We start from the raw sequence: 17221 nt of genomic DNA, 5'->3' as shown, positions 1-17221 counted from the left end.
AGCGGCACACATAATCATCCCTGCGGCATGTCCGACCACGCTGCCTCCCGCCCGACCGCGACGATGCAGCGTTCCGTCGCAGTCCGCCGTTCGGCGCGGTTCACATATCCCAGTGATCTTGAGGCTTGGAGGCGGCGCTTGTGCGACGGACGACGAGCGCGGCGCGGGATCCTTCGCGGCGACGTCAGGCATTGCTCGCCCTCGCGAAGCGCCACGCCTCGTCATGCTCGTCCGACATGCCATGCCGGGCGCACCGAAACAGCGCTGTGGCAATGTTGCGAAACCCCTGCCGGGTCCGATGCGGAAGCGAGGTTCGGCCACATCACCCTCCCATCTGTGCGCCACGGCCAATGGAACCACATGCCGGCGATGCTACGGCTTCGCAATCGGTGTGGGCGAATGGATGGGTTATGGGCGGCTGGTGGAGCTGAGGGGAATCGAACCCCTGACCTCTGCAGTGCGATTGCAGCGCTCTCCCATCTGAGCTACAGCCCCGCCGCCGGATCCCGGGCTGGCCCGGGAGGCGCTCCCCTTAGCGAGCCGAAACGGGCGATGCAACCGGCTTGTCGCATCCTCCCGCCGCTTTTGTATCGCCGCCGACGAATTGCCTGCCCGACAAGTTGAATGTGCGGAACCCATCCACCCCTTTGCTCGCTTGGATGACGCGTGACGGCAAGCATGCCGCAGCCGCCGAAATCTCAGCAGGAGAGATACGATGGACGACCGCAACAATCGCTACGGCCCCTATGGCCCCACCGGCTATAACGACAGCAGCCGCCAGGGCGACTATGGCCGGGATTACGGCTCCGGCCGCGATTACACCTATAGCAGCGCGCGCGACTATGCCGCCGCCGGCGAACTCGGCCGCGGGCGCGACCGCAACCAGCGTGACGACGATGGCAATCGCGGGCGCTCGAACTGGCGCGATCAGGATCGCTCGAGCTATGGCGCGCAGGGCTATGGCCAGCGCGACCAGCAGCGCGGCGGCTGGGACGGCGGCGACAATGACTGGAGCGACACCGGTTCGCGCAGCTACAGCAACTATGGCGGCTATTCCGCCCAGGACCGCGACCGCGATTACGGCCAGCGCAATTACGGCAACAGCGACTGGGGCAGCCGCGACAGCTTCGCCCGCAGCTATGGCCAGCAGGATCAGGGCCGCGCGCGCTACGATCGCCAGGACCAGGGCCGCAGCGTCTATGGCTATGACCGTGATCGTGGCGGCAACGACCTGCGCGGCTATGACCGCGACCGCGGTTTCTTCGACCGCGCCGGTGACGAGGTCCGCTCGTGGTTCGGCGACGAGGAGGCCGAACGCCGCCGCCGCCAGGACCAGCGCTATGACGAGCAGCAGGCGCGGAACGAGGGCGCCTCGGACAGCCATTATAGCGAATGGCGCCGCAGCCGCCTCCAGGAATTCGACCGCGACTATGACGAATATCGTCGGGAAAACGCCCAGCGTTTCCACAACGAGTTCGACAGCTTCCGGACCGAGCGGACCGGTCAGCGCGACGCGCTTCGCCGCGTGACCGAGCATATGGAAGTGCTGGGTTCGGACGGCAGCCATGTCGGCACCGTCGACAAGGTGCGCGGCGACCGCATCATCCTGACCAAGAACGACACGGATGCCGAGGGTCGCCACCACTCGATCCCGTCGCGGTGGATCCAGACGGTCGACGACAAGGTGACGCTGCGCAAGACCGCGGACGAAGCCAAGAGCCATTGGCGCGACGAGGAACAGTCGGGCGCGATGTTCGGCGAGGACAAGACCAAGTCCACCGTCACGACCACCGATCAGAACACCACCGGCGACCGGTCGCAGGACTGGAGCACGACGGGGAATCTGAATTCGAGCTTCAAGGGCACCTATTAAGGTCCGTTGACGCGACGAAAGGGGGCCGTCCGGCGATGCCGGGCGGCCCTTTTTCTTGGAAGGCGCCCCGTCCCCCTGGCTGGCGGGGAATCGTATTTGGCCGTCCACCCTCACCCTTCCGCCGCTTCGCGGCTCCCTCCCTCTCCCAAGGGGAGAGGGACCTTCACCCCCTCTCCCCTTGGGAGAGGGAGGGGCCCATCGCGCCAGCGATGGGAGGGTGAGGGTGGTCTAAACGCAAATGCGGTTGCCCCGCGCTGGCGGGGGTAGAAACTAGAAAAGAATGGGGCCGCCTGGCAGTGCCGAGCGGCCCCTTCTTCACCCGATCAAAGGTCGACGCGGTCGGCGTGCATCACCTTGGTCCAGGCCTTGCCGAACGCCGCGACGAATGCCGCCTCGGCATCGTCGGTCGCATAGGCTTCGGCCAGCGCGCGGAGCTGCGCGTTGGAGCCGAAGATCAGGTCCACGCGCGTGCCCGTCCACACGGCCGCGCCGGTCTTGCGGTCCTTCGCCACGAAGCTGCCGTCGCCCTGCGCTTCCCACTTGGCGGTGAAGCTGGTGCTCAGCAGGTTGCGGAAGAAGTCGTTGGTCAGCGTTTCCGGACGATCGGTGAACACGCCATGCTTCGAGTCGCCATGGTTGGCGCCCAGCACGCGCAGGCCGCCGACCAGCACCGTCATCTCGGGTGCGGTCAGCGTCAGCAGCGCGGCGCGATCGACCAGCAGTTCCTCTTCGGACCAGCCCATCGTGTCGCCCGCATAGTTGCGGAAGCCGTCCACCTTGGGCTCGAGCGGTTCGAAGCTGTGTGCGTCGGTCTGCTCCTGGCTGGCATCGGTACGGCCGGGCGCGAAAGGCAGCGCCAGATCATGCCCCGCCTTCTTCGCCGCAGCTTCCACCGCCGCGGTGCCGCCAAGCACGATCAGATCGGCAAGCGACACCTTCTTGCCGCCGGTCTGCGCCGCATTGAACTTGGCCTGGATACCCTCCAGCACGCCGAGCGCCTTGGCGAGCTCGGCCGGCTCGTTCACCGCCCAGTCCTTTTGCGGGGCGAGGCGGATGCGCGCGCCGTTGGCGCCGCCGCGCTTGTCGGTACCGCGATAGGTGCTGGCCGAGGCCCAGGCGGTCTTCACCAGCCGCGCGATCGACAGGCCCGAGCCGAGAATCTCGGCCTTGAGCGCCGCCACATCGGCGTCGTCGATCAGCACATGGTCCACCGCCGGCACCGGATCCTGCCAGATCCGCGGCTCGGCCGGTACTTCGGGGCCGAGCAGACGGGCGTGCGGGCCGCTGTCACGGTGGGTCAGCTTGTACCAGGCTTCGGCAAAGGCATGGGCGAACTGGTCCGGATTCTCGTAGAAGCGCCGTGAGATCGAGCCATAGGCGGGGTCGAAGCGGAGCGCGAGATCGGTGGTCAGCATCGTCGGGCGGTGCTTCTTCGACGGATCATGCGCGTCCGGGATCACCTCGCCTGCATCCTTCGCCACCCACTGGTGCGCGCCGGCCGGGCTCTTGGTGAGTTCGTATTCATACTCGAACAGGTTCTTGAAGAACCCCATGCCCCATTGGGTAGGCGTCTCGGTCCAGGTGACTTCCAGGCCGCTGGTGATCGTGTCACCGGCATTGCCCTTGCCATAGCTGTTCGCCCAGCCGAGCGCCTGCATCTCGATCCCTGCGCCTTCCGGCTCCGGGCCGATATACTGGCTCGGGTCCGCCGCGCCATGGGTCTTGCCGAAGGTATGACCGCCGGCGATCAGCGCGACGGTCTCCTCGTCGTTCATCGCCATGCGCGCGAAGGTCTCGCGGATGTCGTGTGCGGCGAGCAGCGGATCGGGATTGCCGTCCGGGCCTTCCGGATTGACGTAGATAAGGCCCATCTGCACCGCCGCCAGCGGGTTGGACAAGCTGCGCTCGCCCGAATAGCGGCCGCCCGGCTTGTCGCTGGTCTGCAGCCATTCGCGCTCGGGGCCCCAGTTGATGTCGCGCTCGGGCTCCCAGATGTCGGCACGGCCGCCGCCGAAGCCAGCGGTCTTGAAGCCCATCGATTCGAGCGCGCAATTGCCGGTGAGGATCAGCAGGTCGGCCCAGGACAGCGCCCGGCCATATTTCTGCTTGATCGGCCAGAGCAGCATGCGCGCCTTGTCGAGATTGGCATTGTCCGGCCAGGAGTTGAGCGGGGCGAAACGCTGGGTCCCCGAGCCTGCGCCGCCGCGCCCGTCGCCGACGCGATAGGTGCCGGCGCTGTGCCAGGCCATGCGGATGAACAGCGGGCCGTAATGGCCGAAGTCCGCCGGCCACCAGTCCTGCGAGTCGGTCATCAGCGCGAAGATGTCGGCCTTCACCGCCGCCAGATCGAGCTTCTGGAATTCGGCGGCATAATCGAAGTCCGCGCCCATCGGGTCGCCGGCGGGCGGGTTCTGGTGGAGCACGGTGAGGTCCAGCTGGTTGGGCCACCAGGTCCGGTTCGTCATGTCGAACAGGACCGCGTTACCCTCCATCTTGCCGCCATGCATCGGGCATTGGGATTCGGCGTTCATTCGGGCATCTCCTTCAGCGTTCGGGCTATGATCTCCGCACAGCCTCTCACGGCCAGAGCGATCGATGAAATGGATTAGTCCGAGAACACTGATCGATCTTTCCGTTCGTGTCAGTATATCCGATCGGATAGGCCGCAGCCATGGTCGCGCGAGCGAAACGATGCGGCGCTATCGGGGTTGGACATGGGTGGAATGCCTGCCCGAACTGGTTACAATCGCAACCATCTAAGAACACCCACCGGAGAGCCTGCAATGACCGACGCCACCGAAGCCGATCTGACCGGCGGTACGCCCCGTGCCCGTCCCGAGGGCGATGTCGAGAAGATCGGCGACCGCAAGCTCAAGCCGGCGACGATGATGATGGGGCACGGCTATGATCCGATGCTCTCGGAAGGCGCGCTGAAGCCGCCGATCTTCCTCACCTCCACCTTCGTCTTCCCCAACGCCGCCGCGGGCAAGCGCCATTTCGAAGGGGTGACCGGCAAGCGCCCGGGCGGTGCCGAAGGACTGGTCTATTCGCGCTTCAACGGCCCCAACCAGGAGATCCTCGAAGACCGGCTCGCCATCTGGGAAGAGGCCGAGGACGCGCTCGCCTTCTCCTCCGGCATGTCGGCGATCGCCACGCTGTTCCTGTCGATGGTCAAGCCGGGTGACACCATCGTCCATTCGGGCCCGCTCTATGCCGCGACCGAGACGCTGATCGCGCGCATCCTCGGCCGCTTCGGCATCCACTGGCTCGATTTCCCGGCGGGCGCGACGCGCGAGGAGATCGATGCGGTGCTTAGCAAGGCCGCCTCCGGCAATGTCGCGCTGATCTATCTGGAGAGCCCCGCCAACCCGACTAACGCGCTGGTCGATGTGGAAGCCGTCGCCGCCAGCCGCGACGCGATCTTCAAGGGCGATACCAAGCCGCCGATCGCGATCGACAACACCTTCCTGGGGCCGCTCTGGGCGCAGCCGCTCAAGCAGGGCGCCGACATCGTCGTCTATTCGCTGACCAAATATGCCGGCGGCCATTCGGATCTGGTCGCGGGCGGCGTGCTGGGATCCAAGGCGCACATCAACACGATCCGGCTGATGCGCAACACGATCGGCACGATCTGCGACCCCAACACCGCCTGGATGCTGCTCCGCTCGCTGGAGACGCTGGAACTGCGGATGAGCCGGGCGGGCGAGAATGCCGCCAAGGTCTGCGAATTCCTGGCGGCGCACCCAAAGGTGGAGAAGGTCGGCTATCTCGGCTTCCTCGAACGCGGCGACGATCACCGCCAGGCCGATATCTATCGCCGACACTGCACCGGCGCGGGATCGACCTTCTCGCTCTACCTGAAGGGCGGCGAGAAGGAGGCCTTCGCCTTTCTCGATTCGCTCAAGATCGCCAAGCTGGCGGTCAGCCTGGGCGGCACCGAAACGCTGGCCTCGCACCCGGCGGGGATGACGCATTTGTCGGTGCCGGAAGCGCGCAAGCAGGCGCTGGCGATCACCGACAATCTGGTGCGCATCTCGATCGGGGTCGAGGATGCCGACGACCTGATCGCCGACTTCGAGAATGCGCTGAAGGCGGTGTGATCCCTAATTCCCCTCCCGCTTGCGGGAGGGGACGCTTACTTCAGCCCCCGCGCCGCGTCCTCGACCAGATCCGCCATCAGCCGCTGATCCTTCAGCGACGGATGGAAGTGGCAGGCGGTGAACTCCAGTTGCGGCACCGCCACCGGTGTTGCGCCGGTTGCCGCCGCCACTGCACGCACGTCCGCAATGAAGGCGGGCGCGCCCATCAGCAGGAAGCGGGCACCCGGGTTCGCGCCCTGGAGCTTCCGCACAAAGGCGCCGTACCTCGCCTGATAGTCGGCATGCAGCGCGGCGTCGTCCTTCCACGCCTCGCCCGCATGGACCGGCGTCGAGAAATCGTTGGTGCCGAGGTTGATCACGATCAGCTGCGGCTTCCAGCCATCCTGAGTTGCGGGTGCAGGCTCGCCGGGAATGGCGCGCGCATAGAGCACCGGCAGCGTCTCGCCGGGATTGCCACCCGCATAGTTGCGCACCACGCCGCGCCCCGAAAAGGCGATCACGCGATAGTCGGCATCCCATTTCTTGGCGAGCAGCGGCCCAAAGGCGAGTTGGGTGTTGGTGGTGTCGTGCACCACCCCGCCGGTACAGTCGCGCACCGCGGCGGTGTCGCCATAGCCGACGCTGTGCGAATCGCCGATAAACTCCACGCTGCGCGCATGCACCGGCGGCGCCAGCGGCGTGCCGTCGGTGGTGATGCCGATCATGCGGCTATAGCCGCTTTGCGTCTCCGTCAGCTTCTCGACACGGATCACGTGCTCGCCGTCCGCCAGTCCGTCGAAGCGACGCTGCACCTTGCCCGGCTTCTTGAGCACCGCGCGCTCGACGCCGTCGATCAGTACGGCGAGATGATCCTCGCCGGCCTCGACCGACACCGTCACCGACGTGCCCTTGAACCGCCCTTCGAAATAGACGCCGGGCCAGCCGAACCGCCCATCGGTGGCAACGCGGCCGCCGGCGTGCAGCGGGACGGCGGTTTCAGCGGGCGCGAGCATCAGCGCGGCGACAAGGGCTAGGCGAAGCATGGTGCCTGCCTAGCAACGCACCGCGCCCGCGTCAGCCCCAGAGGCGGTCGCGATACGCCTCGAAGCAGCGTGCGCCGCAGCGCAGCCGGATCAGCGCGCCCTCGGCCATCGCGGTGGCGCGGCGCGGATCCTCTTCCACGGCCGGGCGGATCGCCTCGCGGTTCCAGTCCTCGCTATGCTTGATGTCGAGCACCGCGTGCAGCGTGAAATAGCGGGCTTCCTTGGGGCTCAGCCCGACGCGCTTCAGCCCCTCCGCGGTCGCCGCCGAACGGCCCGGCGCGGTCAGCTCGATCACGCCCAGCGCGCCCACCGAATGCCAGGCATAACGGCGGCTGCTCGCCATCGCGGTCATCGCATTGGCCAGGCACAGGCTTTCCCAAACGGTGTTCTCGATTACCGGGGTGACGGCGAGCGTCTCGACCAGCGCATCGAGCATCGGACCATGCATGCCCTTCTCGGTGCCATGCCCCATCTCGTCCCAATAATTACGGGCGAGTTCGAGCTTGGGCCGGGTCGGCAGCTTGACCTGCGTCATCGCGACGAGATCATCGAACCCCGCCTCTCCGGCAGCTTCCTGCTCGAAGAACCATCGGAGCTGATCCCGGTCCGCCGCTTCGGCGAGCCAGGGGAACAGCGGATCGCCCTGCCCCGGCCCCGTCGCCTTCAACCCTTCGAACCAGTCGATAAAGCCGTCGACATCGGTCGGCGCCTCGGCGGCTTCGTCGACAACTTCGGCCCGCAGCTCTTCGAGGAACGCGCCCTGCAGCCGCTCCATGCGCATGTCGCGCTCGAAACGGCGCTGCCAGTCATCGGACGGAAAGCCGGGTTCGAGCCGCTCCCGGTTCCAATGGGCGAGGCCGCGCTGGAAGCTGTCGGTCAGAAACTGCGAACGAATGCGTGGCGCGAAATCGCGCGCGAGCGTTGCCATGGGAAAACTCTCTCCTGCTTGGCCGCTTAAACCCCCCGCCGAACGGGGGAGTTCCGGTCGATTCACGCAGATCAAGCACTTGGCTGTCGCAACATTGTCATCTGCGCTGTGCGTGCGTCGGGTGCATGCGCACCGCCCGACTAGGTAATTGCAACAATTGCACCTGCCTCGGTAGGTCGGCATCGCCGCCGACGAAGCAGCCCTGAGAGGATCCATGACGCGTATCGCCCACCCCGGACTTGCCGCGAAGGTCACCACCGCCGCGCACGCCGCCTCGTTCATCGCCGACGGCATGACGGTGGGGATGAGCGGCTTCACCGGCTCCGGCTATCCCAAGGCGGTGCCGATCGCGCTCGCCGCGCAGATCGAGGCGGAACATGCCGCCGGCAAGCCGATGCGGCTGAAGGTGTGGACCGGTGCCTCGACCGGCCCGGAGCTCGACGGCGCGCTCGCCCGCGTCGACGGCATCGCCGCCCGGCTGCCCTATAATTCCGATCCGATCGCCCGCGAGAAGATCAATGCCGGCGAGATGGATTATGTCGACCTCCATCTAAGCCAGGTCGCCCCGCTCGCCTGGGAGGGTTTTCTCGGCCCGCTCGACGTGGCGGTGATCGAGGTTGCGGGCATTCGCGAGGACGGCGCGCTGATCCCCTCCACCTCGGTCGGCAACAACAAGACCTGGCTCGATGTCGCCAAGCGCGTAATCCTGGAGGTCAACGCTTGGCAGAATCCGGCGCTGGAGGGGATGCACGACATCTATTACGGCACTGCGCTGCCGCCGAACCGCGTGCCGATCCCGCTGACCGCACCCGACCAGCGGATCGGCCAGCCGACGCTGCGCTGCGATCCGCACAAGGTGATCGCGGTGGTCGAGACCGACGCCCCCGATCGCAACCTGCCCTTCGCCGCGCCCGATGCCGGCGCGCTCGCCATCGCCCAGCACCTGATCGAGTTCTTCCGCCACGAAGTCGGCAAGGGCCGCTTGCCGCCGTCGCTGCTGCCGATGCAATCGGGGGTGGGCAACATCGCCAATGCGGTGCTCGCCGGGCTGCTCACCGCGCCGTTCGAGAATCTCACCGCCTATACCGAGGTGCTGCAGGACGGGATGCTCGACCTGTTGGCGGCGGGCAAGCTGCGCATGGCGAGCTGCACCGCCTTCTCGCTGAGCCCGAACGCTGCCGAGCGGCTCAACCAGGATCTCGACCGGTTTCGCGATCGCATCCTGCTGCGCTCGCAGGAAATCAGCAACCATCCCGAGGTGGTGCGTCGCCTCGGCTGCCTGGCGATGAACGGGATGATCGAGGCCGATCTGTACGGCAACGTCAACTCCACCCACATCATGGGCTCGCGCATCCAGAACGGCATCGGCGGATCGGGCGACTTCGCGCGCAACGCCTATATCTCGATCTTCATGTCGCCTTCCACCGCCAAGGGCGGCGCCATTTCCGCGATCGTGCCCCATGTCTCCCATGTCGATCACATCGCGCAGGACGTGCAGGTGGTGGTGACCGAGCAGGGCCTCGCCGATCTGCGTGGCCTGGCGCCGCGCAAGCGCGCGGAGCAGGTCATCGAACGTTGCGCCCACCCTCGCTACAAGCCGATGCTGCGCGACTATTACGAACGCGCGCTGGCCGCCAGCTATGGCAAGCAGACGCCGATGCTGCCGGGCGAGGCATTTACCTGGCATCAGCGCTTCCTCGATACCGGTTCGATGCTGTAGAATTACCTAGGGTCGCTTCCACGGGACGCGCGGGCCGCAACGAGGGGCTATAATGGCCTCGTGCCGCGGCGAAATCCGCTGCGGCAAAGGGCCGCATCGCGTGAGACGACATCGTACGGAACAATATCCCGACCCGCTGGAGAGCGCGCTGCGGCGACGCGTGATCGCGGCATCGTTCGCGATCGTCGTCATGGTGCTCGCCCATATCGTCCACCCGTTTGCCCAGTCGCCGGACGCACGCGCTATCGACGGGGCGCTGGAAATCGGCGGTGCGGTGGTTGCATTGCTGCTGCTGCTGCTGGGCGGCCCGCAGTCGATCCGGGCGCTGCGGCAACGGCGTGAGGAAGCGGAGCGCGCCCATGCCGAGCGCAAGCAGATCAACCATCTGTTCCGCATGACCGAGATGCTGCAGAGCGCCAACGGCTATGCCGATGCCAATGCCGTGCTGGGCGCGACGATCGACTCGCTGCTCGCCGGCTTCGGCGGCGCGCTCTACGTGTTCAACAATTCGCGCGACCGGCTGGAGCTTTCCGCCAGCTGGCACTGGCCGGATGCCGAGACGCTGCGCCCGATGCTCGCGCCCGCACAATGCTGGGCGCTGAAGCGCGGCAAGCCGCATATCAACGCGGATAGCCGGGGGGCGCTGTGCTGCGAGCATCATCTCGGCTCCGCCACGGTGCTCGAACTGCCGATGACCGCGCACGGCGAGATTCAGGGCATGTTGAAGATCGCCACCGACCTTCCCGATGCCGCGGCGGAACTGACGCGCATCCAGCCGCTGGCCACCGCGATCGCCGATGCCATGTCGCTCGCCGTATCCAACATCGCGCTGCGCGAGAAGCTGCGCACCCAGGCGCTGCGCGATCCGCTGACCGGGCTCTACAACCGCCGCTACATGGAGGACGCGCTCGGCCGCTACGCCAGCCTTACGGAGCGCAGCGGGACGCACCTTTCCGTGATCATGATCGACCTCGATCACTTCAAGAAGCTCAACGATGAGTTCGGCCATGCGGCGGGCGATTCGGTACTGCGCGAAACCGCCGCGACGATCCTCGGCGCGCTGCGAACCTCCGATGTCGCGTGTCGATATGGCGGCGAGGAGCTGCTGGTGATCCTCCCCGAATGCCGGCTGGACGAGGCCGTTGCCAAGGCGGAGATCCTGCGCGAGCGGATCGAAGCGCTGTCGGCGATGCATGAGGCCAAGATCTCCGCCTCCTTCGGCGTCGCCGCGATGCCCGAAAGTACCCGCGCGGTGGCCGACCTGCTCGGTATGGCCGATGCGGCGCTGTATCAGGCCAAAGAAGGCGGCCGCAACCGCGTGGTCGCCGCACCGAGCCGCGAAACACCCATGCTGCCGCTCGCCGCCGAGTGACGCGCAGGCGGGCTTCCGTCCTCAGCTTCGCTCGGTTAAGCCTTGGCGATGCAGGGGACCTTCCAGCGCGCCGCGCTCGCACTCGCCGCCACATCGCTCCTCGCGGCACCGCTTGCCGCCCAGACCGGCTATGAGCGTGCCGACCCGCTGGTCGGCACCGGCGGCGAGGGCCACACCTTTCCCGGGGCGGTGGCGCCGTTCGGCATGGTGCAACTGAGCCCGGATACCGATACCGGCTGCGAAATCCGCGCGTGCTACGGCCATGCCGCCGGCTATCGCTATGACGACCCGACGATCCAGGGCTTCTCGCTCACCCATTTCTCGGGCGCCGGCCATTCGGACCTGGGTGACTTCCTGATCGCGCCCGTAGCCGGCGACACGGTGCCGCTGGAGCCGGGCGACCCAACAAAGCCGGGCTCGGGCTATCGCTCCCGCTTCGCCCATGCCGACGAGGTGGCACGCCCCGGCTATTATGCGGTGACCCTGCAGGATCAGGGCGTGCGCGCGGAGATGACCGCGGGCACCCGCGTCGCGGTCGAGCGCTATGCCTTCCCCGCCGGCAAGGCCGCCCATCTGGTGCTCGACCTGCGCAGTTCGCTGTACAATTATCCCGGCAAGATCCTCTGGTCCTCGGTGCGTATGCGCCCCGACGGGACGATCACCGGCGCGCGCGAGACGCGTGGCTGGGCGCCGGCACGCAAGCTGTTCTTCGCGATCCGCCCTTCCGTCCAGCTCAAGGCGCATGCTTTCGTCGATACCGAAGGCAAGCTGCCCTATCGCGGCTTTCAGGGGCCCGGCCGCGGCGACACCAGCGTCATGCAGTTGCAGGGGCGCTCGATCGTGGCGCGGCTCGATTTCGGGGTGCTCGATCGGCCGCTGGAACTCCGCGTCGCGCTGTCGAGCGTCGACGAGGATGCCGCGCTCGCCAATCTCGCTACCGAGGCGGGTGACTTCGATGCCGTCCATGCCCGCACCACCACGGCCTGGAAACAGGCGCTCGGCGCGATCGAGGCGCAGGGCAGCGACACCGCGCTGCGCAACTTCTACTCTGCCTTCTACCACACGCTGATGGCGCCCAGCGTCTTCTCGGACGCCGATGGCCGCTATCGCGGGCCCGACGACCAGGTCCACCAGGCCGAGGGCTTCACCTTCCACTCGACCTTCTCGCTGTGGGATACGTTCCGCGCCGAGCATCCGCTGCTGCTGCTCGTCCAGCCCGAGGCGCGCAACCGCGACATCATCCGCTCGCTGATCTCCAGCCGGCAGGACAGCCCCTTCGGCATCCTGCCGGTCTGGCAGTTCCAGGGCCGCGAGACCTGGACGATGATCGGCTATCATGCCGTGCCGGTGATCGCCGACGCCTATCTCAAGGGCCTGCGCGGCTTCGACGCCAAGGCGGCGCTCGACGCGATGGTGGCGAGCGCCACCTACGGCCCCTATGGCGGGCTCGACTGGTACCAGAAGCTTGGCTACGTGCCGATCGACAAGGAGCCGGAAGCCGCCTCCAAGACCGTCGAATATGCCTATGACGACTGGACCATCGCCCGCATGGCGCGCGCCATGGGCCGCGACGATCTCGCCGCGACCTTCGAAAGGCGCGCGGGCAACTGGCGCAACAGCTTCGACGTCAAGACCGGCTTCCTGCGCGCCCGCAAGAGCGACGGCGCCTATCGCACGCCTTTCGATCCCACCGCGATCAACTATGGATCGGACTATACGGAGGGCAATGCCTGGCAATATAGCTGGTTCGTGCCGCAGGATCAGGCCGGGCTGTTCCGTCTGATGGGCGGCGATGCCGCGGCGGTGCGCAAGCTGGACGCGATGTTCGATTTCGACAATTCGAAGATCGACTACAGCCATGCCGAGGACATCGCCGGACTGATCGGCCAGTATATCCACGGTAACGAACCGAGCCACCACGTCGCCTATCTTTACAGTTATGCGGGCCAGCCCTGGCGCACGCAGGAGCGGCTGCAGCAGATCGTCGACAGCCAGTACAAGCCAACCCCGGATGGCCTCGCCGGCAATGACGATCTCGGGCAGATGTCGGCCTGGCTGGTGTTCACGATGCTGGGGTTCTACCCCGTCGCGCCGGGCTCCAACCAATATGTGCTGGGCCGGCCTTTCCTCGAACGCGCGACGTTGACGCTGCCCAACGGCAAGCGCTTTACGGTTACGGCGCCGGGGCTGTCGAAGACGAACCGCTATGTCGGCAGCGTCACGCTGAACGGGCGGAAGCTCGACCGGCAATATGTCACGCACGAGGAACTGATGCGCGGCGGCGAGCTGCGCTTCGCGATGCGGGCGACGCCGGACCGGGCGGTGGTGCCGGTGGCGGCGCGGCCCTATTCGATGTCGCGATAATCCTCTCCTTTGAGGGAGAGGATAGCGCCCTTAGCGAAACACTTTCGTCATCCCCGCGAAGGCGGGGATCCATTGGCGCTGAAGTTGCGGTTCTTCCCCCCAGAGTCGAGGGCAATGGATTCCCGCCTTCGCGGGAATGACGGAGGTAGCTGAGGCAGACGGGAACCTCCCCCTCCTCCGCGGAGAGGGGTTCATGGGCCTAGCCGTCGCCGACGCGCTCGATATCCGCGCCAACCGCCTGCAGCTTTTCTTCCAGCCGCTCATAGCCGCGGTCGAGATGATAGACCCGGTTCACCTGCGTCTCGCCTTCGGCCGCAAGGCCGGCGAGGATAAGGCTCATCGAGGCGCGCAGGTCGGTCGCCATTACCGGCGCGCCGGTGAGCCTCGGCACCCCGCGCACGATCGCGGTGCGGCCATGCACCTCGATGTCCGCACCCATCCGCGCCAGTTCGGGCACGTGCATATAGCGATTTTCGAAGATCGTTTCGGTCAGCGTGCTCGCACCGTCCGCCTTGCACAGCATCGCCATGAACTGCGCCTGCATGTCCGTTGCGAAGCCCGGGAAGGGCGCGGTGTTGAGCGTCAGCGGGTGGATGCCGTTCTCGGCGGCCACACGCACGCCGTTGGCGGTCTCCTCCACGGTGATGCCGGCCTCGACCAGCGCATCCAGCGTCGCCCGCATGTCCTCGGCCGAAGCGCCGACCAGCTCGACGTCGCCGCCGGTGATCGCCGCCGCACAGGCATAGCTGCCCGCCTCGATGCGATCGGGCATCACCGCATAGGTGGCGCCGTGCAGCCGATCACGCCCGTCGATCTCCAGCGTCTCGGTGCCGATGCCGCGGATCACCGCGCCCATCGCGACCAGCAGGTTGCACAGATCGACGATCTCGGGTTCGCGCGCCGCATTTTCGAGCACGGTGGTGCCGCGCGCGGTGGAGGCGGCCATCAGCGCATTCTCGGTGGCGCCCACCGAAACCACCGGGAAGCGGAAACGGCCGCCGGAGATGCGGCCGCCGGGTGCGATCGCCTTCACATAGCCGGCGCTCAGTTCGATCTCGGCGCCCATCGCTTCCAGGGCCTTGAGGTGCAGGTCAATCGGGCGGTTGCCGATCGCGCAGCCGCCGGGCAGCGACACCGTGGCTTCACCCTCGCGCGCGAGCAGCGGACCCAGCACGAGGATCGACGCGCGCATCTTGCGCACGATGTCATAGGGGGCCACCGTCGAGGTCAGCCGGCTGGCACGCACCGAGAGCACCCGGCCGAATTCGTTCGGGCGCGTGCCCTCTACCGAGGTCGAGGCACCGAGCTCATTCAGTAGATGTCCGAAGCTGTCTACGTCTGCCAGCCGTGGCAGATTTCGCAGCGTGAGCGGCTCGTCAGTGAGCAGCGCACACGGCATCAGGGTTAGGGCGGCGTTCTTCGCCCCGGAAATCGCGATCTTGCCGGCAAGCCGATTGCCGCCACGGATGAGGATACGGTCCATGGCGAGCTTCTAGCCGCTCTGTGCGTGCGCGCAAGCGGTGGGCTGCCGGAGGGGCTTGATCGATTTTAATGCACTGATTTCGTTGCGCTGCTTTGCAGGATGGGCCCGGGGGAAAGTGCAGAGCGTGTCAGCTAGTTGTTTTGCCGATGTTTTGAGCGAGTTCATCACGCTAACGCAACGAGAGCGCGAGGCGCTGGATTCGCTCGAGGTGCGCCAGCGCCATATCCGGCGCGGCGCGATCCTGCAGCGTGAGAACGAGCCATGTGGAGAATTGTTCATCCTCCGCAAGGGATTGATGATGAGTTACGTGCTGCTGGACGACGGCAGCCGGCAGATCCTGCGATTCCTGTTTCCGGGCGACATGCTCGGCATCTCGTCCGCCATCTATCACGAGGCGCCCGAGACGCTGTGTGCGCTGTCCGACACGGTGGTCTGCCCCTTCGATCGGGCCGCGCTGTCGGACATCATGCAGCAGCATCCGCGGCTATCGGCGATGATCCTGGTCTATAGCCAGATCGAGCGCGTGGCACTGACCGACCGACTCGCCGCACTGGGGCGCACCAGCGCCAAGGCGCGGGTCGCGGCGCTGCTGCTCGACCTGCGCAACCGGCTGCGCGCCACCGACAAGGCGATCGATCGCGAGTTCACGCTGGGGCTGACGCAGGAGGAAATCGGCGACGCGACCGGCCTCACCGCGGTGCACGTCAACAGGATGCTGCGCCAGTTGGAGGAGGAAGGCATGATCGCCCGTGAGGGCGGCCGCGTGACCCTGCTCGATCGCGGTGCGCTGGCCGGGGCGGCCAACTACGTCAATCGCTATGAGGGGCTCGATCTCCGCTGGCTGCCCCCGGCGCGGTGAGCGGGCGCGGCGCTACCGTCCTCGCCCCACGCCGTCGTCCTTCCCGCGAAGGCGGCAATCCATGTGCGAGGACGCTCGCGGAAAGAACCGACAATGCAGCGCCAATGGATCCCCGCCCTCGCGGGGATGACGGGCATTATGCCTGGAGAATGGTGCCTCCGGCCGCCACGGCGTGTCGGAAGGCGCTTACGCCTTCTCCAGCGTGCACTGCAGCGGGTGCTGATTCTGCCGGGCGAAATCGATCACCTGCGAGACCTTGGTTTCGGCGACCTCGTAGCTGAACACCCCGCAGACACCCACGCCGCGCTGGTGGACGTGCAGCATGACCTGCGTCGCTTCCTCGATGTTCATCCGGAAAAAGCGCTGCAGGACGAGGACCACGAACTCCATCGGCGTATAATCGTCGTTGAGCATCAGCACGCGATACGGCGTCGGCTTCTTGGTGCGCGTGCGGGTGCGCGTGGCGATGCCGACGGCATTGTCATTGCCGCGGTCGTCCTGGTCGCCGTCCTCGGCCATCCGAATCTCAATTGTACGAAGCTCGACCATAGGCCGGGCAAAATATGTCGCACCGCCCCCAAGGGCAAGGCGTCGTGCGGGAAAGGCCGCATTTTGTCGGCATGAAAAAAGGGGCGATCGCCTGTGCGACCGCCCCGATTTCATCCCATCGCTGGTCGGCAGGGCCGATCAGGCGTTGGTCTTCACCTTCTCGACGGCGACCGCGAAGCGGTTCGAGATCGGCTGCGCGGCGTCGCCGGCCAGCTTGATCATCGCTTCGGTGTGCTTCGAGGCTTCGGCGACATAGGCGTCGAACGCGCTGCGCATGTAATCGCTCTGCAGCTTGAAGAAGTCGGTCGGCGACTTCACCGAAGCGAGGTTCTTCATCGCGGCGGTCGCGCTCTCGAACGAACGGCGGCTGTAGTCGGCGGCTTCCTGACCCAGGCTCTCGAAGCCCTTGGCAGCGATGCGGCCGGATTCGACCAGCGCTTCGATGTTGCCCTTGGTGAATTCATTGGCTTCTTCAACCATCTTCGTCGACTTTTCGACGGCGGCCTTGGCGCGCTCGTTCATGTCGCCGAACATGTTGTGGGCCTGGGTGGTGGCGTTCGCGGTGGCGTTCTCGAAATTGGTAGCCATGGTGGTCATTTCCTTCGCGGTGCTGGTGGTGACCGCCGGCGCGACGGTCTCTGCGGCTTCGATCGCCGTTTCGGCTACGGCCTGGGCCGTTTCCGCGGGGGCGGCGATCGCCTCTTCAATGTTGGTCTTCACGTCCTGCGGTGCAGCGGCTTCGACGGGCGCCGGTACCAATGCCGCAGCCGGGACGATCGTCTCGGCAACGGGAAGTACGGGCGCGGGCGACTCCGCGGCAGCTTCGGCCAGAATCGCGGGCTTGGGAGCGCCGCGTGCCGCCGTTTTGGCGGCGGGTTTGGCCGTCGTCTTGGGTCCCTTGCTGGCCATGTGACTAGCTTCCCTGCCTATTGCTGCACCGCAACATATAGC

General features: G+C 66.5%; 12 protein-coding genes and 1 tRNA gene. 6 read left to right on the top strand and 7 right to left on the bottom strand.

Features of this window, described 5'->3' with window-relative positions; all coding sequences use genetic code 11:
• Nucleotides 1-419 precede the first annotated feature (419 nt).
• Nucleotides 420-495, bottom strand: a tRNA-Ala gene (locus S2M10_RS22225).
• 220 nt (nucleotides 496-715) lie between these two features.
• Here S2M10_RS22225 and S2M10_RS22220 point away from each other — a divergent pair.
• Nucleotides 716-1873, top strand: coding sequence for a DUF2171 domain-containing protein (locus S2M10_RS22220; protein ID WP_168848043.1), 1158 nt, complete (start codon nucleotides 716-718; stop codon nucleotides 1871-1873).
• A gap of 323 nt (nucleotides 1874-2196) precedes the next feature.
• On the opposite strand, the gene katG is transcribed toward S2M10_RS22220, so the two are convergent.
• Nucleotides 2197-4404 (bottom strand): catalase/peroxidase HPI, encoded by a 2208-nt coding sequence (gene katG, locus S2M10_RS22215; protein ID WP_168848042.1) that lies wholly within the window; start codon nucleotides 4402-4404, stop codon nucleotides 2197-2199.
• Nucleotides 4405-4656: 252 nt separating this feature from the next.
• Here katG and S2M10_RS22210 point away from each other — a divergent pair, with 252 nt between their 5' ends.
• On the top strand, nucleotides 4657-5973 hold the full coding sequence (locus S2M10_RS22210; protein ID WP_168848041.1) for a cystathionine gamma-synthase family protein: 1317 nt from the start codon (nucleotides 4657-4659) through the stop codon (nucleotides 5971-5973).
• 35 nt (nucleotides 5974-6008) lie between these two features.
• Here the strand turns inward: S2M10_RS22210 and S2M10_RS22205 are convergent, their stop codons facing one another.
• On the bottom strand, nucleotides 6009-6995 hold the full coding sequence (locus S2M10_RS22205) for an SGNH/GDSL hydrolase family protein (protein ID WP_168848040.1): 987 nt from the start codon (nucleotides 6993-6995) through the stop codon (nucleotides 6009-6011).
• A gap of 31 nt (nucleotides 6996-7026) precedes the next feature.
• Entirely contained in the window at nucleotides 7027-7923 is an 897-nt protein-coding gene (locus S2M10_RS22200) for an iron-containing redox enzyme family protein (RefSeq protein ID WP_168848039.1), read from the bottom strand.
• 214 nt (nucleotides 7924-8137) lie between these two features.
• On the opposite strand from S2M10_RS22200, the gene S2M10_RS22195 reads away from it, so the two are divergent.
• The 3 genes from S2M10_RS22195 (at nucleotide 8138) to S2M10_RS22185 (ending at nucleotide 13379) form a co-directional block, all read left to right on the top strand.
• Nucleotides 8138-9643, top strand: coding sequence for an acetyl-CoA hydrolase/transferase family protein (locus tag S2M10_RS22195; RefSeq protein ID WP_168848038.1), 1506 nt, complete (start codon nucleotides 8138-8140; stop codon nucleotides 9641-9643).
• A gap of 100 nt (nucleotides 9644-9743) precedes the next feature.
• Nucleotides 9744-11015: a GGDEF domain-containing protein gene (locus S2M10_RS23170; protein WP_168848037.1), complete on the top strand. Its 1272-nt coding sequence runs from the start codon at nucleotides 9744-9746 to the stop codon at nucleotides 11013-11015.
• Between the two features lie 48 nt (nucleotides 11016-11063).
• Nucleotides 11064-13379, top strand: coding sequence for a GH92 family glycosyl hydrolase (locus S2M10_RS22185; protein WP_168848036.1), 2316 nt, complete (start codon nucleotides 11064-11066; stop codon nucleotides 13377-13379).
• Nucleotides 13380-13578: 199 nt separating this feature from the next.
• Here S2M10_RS22185 and murA read toward each other — a convergent pair whose 3' ends face one another.
• Nucleotides 13579-14862 carry a UDP-N-acetylglucosamine 1-carboxyvinyltransferase gene (gene murA, locus S2M10_RS22180; RefSeq protein ID WP_168848035.1) on the bottom strand — a complete coding sequence of 428 codons (1284 nt, stop codon included), beginning with the start codon at nucleotides 14860-14862 and terminating at the stop codon, nucleotides 13579-13581.
• A 151-nt stretch (nucleotides 14863-15013) separates the two neighbouring features.
• Between murA and S2M10_RS22175 the strand changes: the two genes are divergently transcribed.
• Nucleotides 15014-15721, top strand: coding sequence for a Crp/Fnr family transcriptional regulator (locus tag S2M10_RS22175; protein WP_168848034.1), 708 nt, complete (start codon nucleotides 15014-15016; stop codon nucleotides 15719-15721).
• A gap of 186 nt (nucleotides 15722-15907) precedes the next feature.
• On the opposite strand, the gene clpS is transcribed toward S2M10_RS22175, so the two are convergent.
• A complete protein-coding gene (gene clpS, locus S2M10_RS22170; protein WP_064310916.1) occupies nucleotides 15908-16240 on the bottom strand; it encodes an ATP-dependent Clp protease adapter ClpS in 333 nt (110 codons plus the stop codon).
• 168 nt (nucleotides 16241-16408) lie between these two features.
• Nucleotides 16409-17179, bottom strand: coding sequence for a phasin family protein (gene phaP / locus S2M10_RS22165; RefSeq protein WP_168848033.1), 771 nt, complete (start codon nucleotides 17177-17179; stop codon nucleotides 16409-16411).
• Nucleotides 17180-17221: the final 42 nt, after the last annotated feature.

Origin of the sequence: Sphingomonas sp. S2M10 (genome assembly GCF_012650175.1) — a bacterium.
Taxonomy (GTDB): domain Bacteria; phylum Pseudomonadota; class Alphaproteobacteria; order Sphingomonadales; family Sphingomonadaceae; genus Sphingomonas.
This window is presented reverse-complemented; position numbering and strand designations above follow the sequence as displayed.